The following is a 4,776-nucleotide window of genomic DNA, read 5'->3' on the forward strand; positions in this document are numbered from 1 at the left end:
AGGGCCGTGCGGCACCGGCGAACACCGGGTCGCCGCCCGCGGCGGAGGTCAACCCCCGCGCCGGGCGGCGGGCGGCGGCCCCGCGGGCGGCGGTGCCGGCGGGACTGGTGCCGGCGCGGGCGGGGGCGCGGGCGGGGGCGGCGGGGTCGGTGGGCGGGGCGCCCGCCGCCCGCGCCAGCAGCCGGGCCCCGGTACCCAGGGCCAGTACGGGGACCTCCGCGGCGAGGGCCTCCCGTACGAGGGCCTCGGCTGCGAGCGCCGGATCGGATCCGGGACCTCCCAGGACGATCAGGCCGTCGACCCCGCTCAGGCCGTCGGCTCCGCTCGGGACGGCCGAAGCGGCGCCGCCGCCGTTCGCGAGGACGATCGTCCGGGATGCCAGACCCGCCGCCGAGAGCACCCGGTGCACGGCGGCCGGATCCGGTCCGGCCGTCGGTCGCAGGAGGACCACCGCCATGATTCCGTCCTCACTTTCGAGCCGATGTGGCCGTTCAGCGCCGCATTCACGCAAGCATGCCCGGCTCAGGGGTGCATATGCCAGATGGATGCCGGTCCGTGAGACGGCCAGTCGAAAGAAGAGGGGGCGGGAAAGGAACCGGAGCGCACCCGGGGCGCCACCGGAACGCACAGGGCCCCTGCGCGCCGAACACCGCTGATCGGCATGCAGGGGCCTCTTGGCCGGTGCTCCCCATGGCGGCGAGAGCCGCTCGACCGTCACGGGGCCGGTGTGCGTGTCAGTCAACCAAGGGTCGTCCCGGCAGGGCGACTGGATCAGGACACGGAATCGGGCCGCAGTGGCCTGATGGGTTCCAGTCAATCATCCAAGAGGCAAATACGCCACTCTGGATTGCATCTGCAAGGCCGTGGTCCGAATTTTGCCGCGTGTGTGCACATGGGGAGTGTTCCGGCAGAGGTGTGCCGGCCGTGCGGGCGGGCGGCCTCACGCCGGCCCGGCAGGGGCCGTGAGCCGATCGGAGCGCGAGTGCAACGCGGTCGGTCGAAGGCGGAAACGCATGCGGCGGACAGTCGGGCCCATGCCCTCCGCGACCGTTGCCGCCCCGACCGCCTCCGCCCCCCGCACCCCGCCCCGCGCCCGGCCGGTGTCCTGGGCGCAGGCCCGGGTCCTGGCGCACGGCGCGGCGCGGCCGGCGGGCGCGGAGGCCGTGGAGCTGCGGGAGGCCGCCGGGCTCACGCTGGCCGAGGCGCTGGCCGCCCTGCATCCGCTCCCGTCGTTCGACACGGCCGCCATGGACGGCTACGCCGTGGCCGGTCCCGGTCCCTGGCGGGTGAGGGCGGCCGTCCGGGCCGGGGCCGCCTGGAGGGGCGTACTCGGTGCGGGGGAGTGCGTGGAGATCTCCACGGGCGCGGAGGTGCCCGAGGGGGCCCGTGCCGTGCTGCCGCTGGAGTCCGCGCAGGCCGATGAGCACGGCCGGGTGTCCGGACCCGCACCGGCGCCGGGCCGGCACGTCCGGCGTACGGGCGAGGACGCCCCGGCGGGTTCCCTCCTCGCGCCGGCGGGCACCCGGATCGGTCCGGCACTGCTCGGGCTCGCCGCGTCCTGCGGCCACGACACCCTGACGGTGCGGCCACGCCCCCGGGTCGCCGTACTGGTGACCGGCGACGAACTGGACCGGGCGGGCGTCCCCGTACGCGGGCGGGTGCGCGATGCCCTCGGGCCGCTCGTCCCGGCCCTGGTCGCCGAACTCGGCGGCGAGTGCGGCCCGGTGCGCCACGTCGGGGACCGGCCGGCCGGATACCTGGCCGATGCGCTGTGCGCGGTGGGGGACGCCGACGTCGTCGTGGTCACGGGTTCCACCTCGGTCGGCGCCACGGACCAGCTGCGCCGGCTGCTCGGCGGGGCCGGGGCGCGGATGGTCGTCGACACGGTCGCCTGCCGGCCCGGACATCCCATGCTGCTGGCCGAACTGTCCGGGCTCGCCGGACCGCAGGGGCGGGCCGGAGCGGCCGAACGCTCCGGAACGGCCGGAGTCGGCCCGAGCCGCTGGGTGGTAGGGCTGCCGGGAAACCCGTACGCCGCCCTGGTCGCCGCCCGCACCCTGCTCGGCCCGCTGATCGCGGGCCTGTCCGGCCGCGCCCTCGATCCCCTGCCGCACGTCCCCGTCCCGGGGCGGCTGCGGCCGGCCCCCGGACCGACCCGGCTGGTGCCCGTCACCTGGGAGGGCGCCGGGGTCGGGATCGTCGACGGATACCGCTCGGCCTTCCTGCGGGGCGCCGCGGTGGGCGACGCGCTCGCCGCGATCCCGCCGGACTGGACCGACGGCGGCCCGGCGCCGCTGCTCCTGACCGCCGGCTGACACGCCGCCGGACGTACCACCGGCCGACGCGCCACCGGCGGACGTACCACCGGCTGACGCGCCACCGGCCGACGTACCACCGGCTGACGCACCTCTGGCTGACACCCCGCCGGCTGCGCCCCGGCGACGGGTACGGCCGCTACGACCAGAGCCGGAACCGCTCCCAGCCGTCTGCGGCCCGCTCGTAGCGCAGCCGCGTGTGCACCCGGTCCTTCGCCGCCTGCCAGAACTCCACCTCGACCGGAGCGAGCGCGTACAGCGTCCAGGCCGAGTCGACGAGCGAGGGCTCCTGCTCGATCAGGGCCAGCGACTTCCCCAGGGCCTGGTCGCGCTCGCAGACGTCCCCCAGGTACTGGCTCTGGCGGGCCATGAGCGATTCGGCGCGGGCGGTGACGGACCGGCCGAGGAAGTCCTGCGCGTTGTCCCGGGCGGTCCCCGGCGTGACCGGCCCGCGCACCCGCACCTGCCGGCCGTGCTCGGGCCAGTAGAAGGTGAGCGCGGCCCGCGGGTGGACGGCCAGTTGGTGCCCCTTGGGGCTGAAGGCGTGCCCGGCGAACCGCCACCCGCCGTCGTCCACCCCCTTGAGGATCAGCACCCGTGCGTCCGGGTCGCCCGACTCGTCGACCGTGGACAAGGTCATCGCATGCGGATCGCGCAGACCGTCCGCCACGGCGTCGGACAGCCAGCGCAGGAACAGGCGGACGGGATCCGCCGGAGCCCGTTCCGGCTCGAAGTCCGGAAGCGGTCCCGCGAACACCTCGATCCCCCGCAGCCACGCGCGGGTGGCCCGGGCGCTGCCGTGATCCGTGTCGTCCACCTGACGCCTCCTCCGGGGTCCGTACGCGCACGCCCCATCCTGCATCTGCGGCGGGGGTTCGACAATCTCCTGGCGATTGCTTGGGCGAAACCCCCAATCGGGCCGTATCCGTGGAGGCCTTTCCGACAAGCCGGACCGGTCAGGGCCGGCGGGCCCGGGATCCGGCCAGGGAGTTCAGCAGGGCGGCGCCCCGCTCCGCGTCGTCGACGCTGACCGCGAAGTCCTTGCCCCCGGACCGGATCACCAGGCAGGCGCCGCTGCGCAGCATCACCGTCACGCCCAGGCCGCTGAGCCGGTAGCCCCAGCCGCCGACCTGCGCCGGCGTCCGGTTCTCGGCCCGCGCCCACTCGACGTCCGCCGCGTCCCAGTGCCGTACCGGCCAGCCGAGCGGCCCGAACGCCACGTCGAGCCCCCGCTCGCCGACCCGGACCCGCACCGAGGAACAGGCCAGCACCGCGAGCGAGACCACCGCGAACGGCAGGATCAGCATCCACATCGGCTCCGCCGGACCGGCGACCCCCACGAGCAGCGCGACCAGCGCGACGACCCCGGTGACGGCGGCGAGCAGGCTCAGCCACGGGTTCGCCGTCCGCGAGAGCCACACCCGGCGCTCCCCCTCGGGAACGTCCATCCGCGGGCCCTGACCCGGGGTCACGGGAGCGGCGGTCCGACGGCTCACCAGCGCCCCCACCGCGCCGGCCGCCAGCGCGGCCACCACGGTGACCACGGCGCCCACCGTCACCGGGTCCGCGTCGTGCCAGTCGGAGTGATGGAGGTTCGCCCGCACGATCGAGGCCTGCGCCCCGGCGAGCAGCACCCCGCCGAAGGCCAGGACAGCCCCGCGCAGGCGGCGGGCGGCCCGCCACAGCACGGCACCCGCGACGAGCACGGCCCAGATCGCGGCCGGCCCCAGAGCGGCCGCCCAGAGCGGAAGCGACCCGGCGGGTCGCCCGGCCGCCCCCCCGAGCGGGGGCCGCCGGGCCGGCCCCCCCCGCTCCGCCCCCCCCCGCCGCGCCCGCCGTGGCGGGCGCGGGGGCGGGGGGCCCCCGCGCCGGTGGGCCTCGGGGCCGAGCAGCTGACGCAGCGTCTGCGCAGCGTAGAAGAGTCCCGCCGGGTCGGCGCCTTCGAGCAGCACCCACCGCTGCGTGACGTGCAGCTCGTACGACTCCGCACCGGCGGTGCGGGCCCGCTCGGGGCGGAGTGCCAGCCGGATCACCGCGCGCCCGCCGCGGGTCTCCCCCGCGGGCGGCGCGGGCAGGTCCCAGCCGGTGGCCGCGCCGAGCTCGCGGCGCAGCCAGCGGGCGGTGCCCCCGGTGCCGGGGCCGGCGTCGAGCAGTGGATCGTCAAGGACGCACTCGCCGGCCTCCCGGGCGAATCGCGCGTACCGCGGCTCCGGAATCAAATCGGGCATGGCCTCGACCCCTCCACCGTCCATCCGTTGCAGTATGCGCAACGCACGTTTCACATGGCGCGCACCGTCACGTGTGCGGCCGACCCTAGCCCTCCCCCCGCGCACGGCAAAGGCCCCCGGACGCGCGCGAGCGCTTCCGGGGGCCTTCGGGGTCCCGGGGGGGGGGGGGGGCGGCATGTTGATGGGCGCCCGGGGGGTGTTGCCCCCCGGGGCCCCGGGGACAGGGTTAGAAA

The 4,776-nt window shown here is 76.8% G+C and carries 3 protein-coding genes and 1 pseudogene; 1 reads left to right on the forward strand and 3 read right to left on the reverse strand.

All coding sequences use genetic code 11. The features are described from left to right. Positions 1 to 457, reverse strand: a pseudogene (locus ACFXA3_RS35755) (hypothetical protein); the annotation flags it as partial. Positions 458 to 1,034: 577 nt separating this feature from the next. On the opposite strand from ACFXA3_RS35755, the gene ACFXA3_RS35760 reads away from it, so the two are divergent. Further along, on the forward strand, positions 1,035 to 2,315 hold the full coding sequence (locus ACFXA3_RS35760) for a molybdopterin molybdotransferase MoeA (protein WP_385194113.1): 1,281 nt from the start codon (positions 1,035 to 1,037) through the stop codon (positions 2,313 to 2,315). A 139-nt stretch (positions 2,316 to 2,454) separates the two neighbouring features. Here the strand turns inward: ACFXA3_RS35760 and ACFXA3_RS35765 are convergent, their stop codons facing one another. Further along, the gene (locus ACFXA3_RS35765) at positions 2,455 to 3,132 is read right to left on the reverse strand and encodes a pyridoxal 5'-phosphate synthase (RefSeq protein ID WP_385194115.1); all 678 of its coding nucleotides are present in this window, start codon (positions 3,130 to 3,132) and stop codon (positions 2,455 to 2,457) included. A 139-nt stretch (positions 3,133 to 3,271) separates the two neighbouring features. Further along, positions 3,272 to 4,567 carry a glycoside hydrolase family 20 zincin-like fold domain-containing protein gene (locus ACFXA3_RS35770; protein WP_385194118.1) on the reverse strand — a complete coding sequence of 432 codons (1,296 nt, stop codon included), beginning with the start codon at positions 4,565 to 4,567 and terminating at the stop codon, positions 3,272 to 3,274. Positions 4,568 to 4,776: the final 209 nt, after the last annotated feature.

Origin of the sequence: Streptomyces sp. NPDC059456 (assembly GCF_042750055.1) — a bacterium.
Classification (GTDB): domain Bacteria; phylum Actinomycetota; class Actinomycetes; order Streptomycetales; family Streptomycetaceae; genus Streptomyces.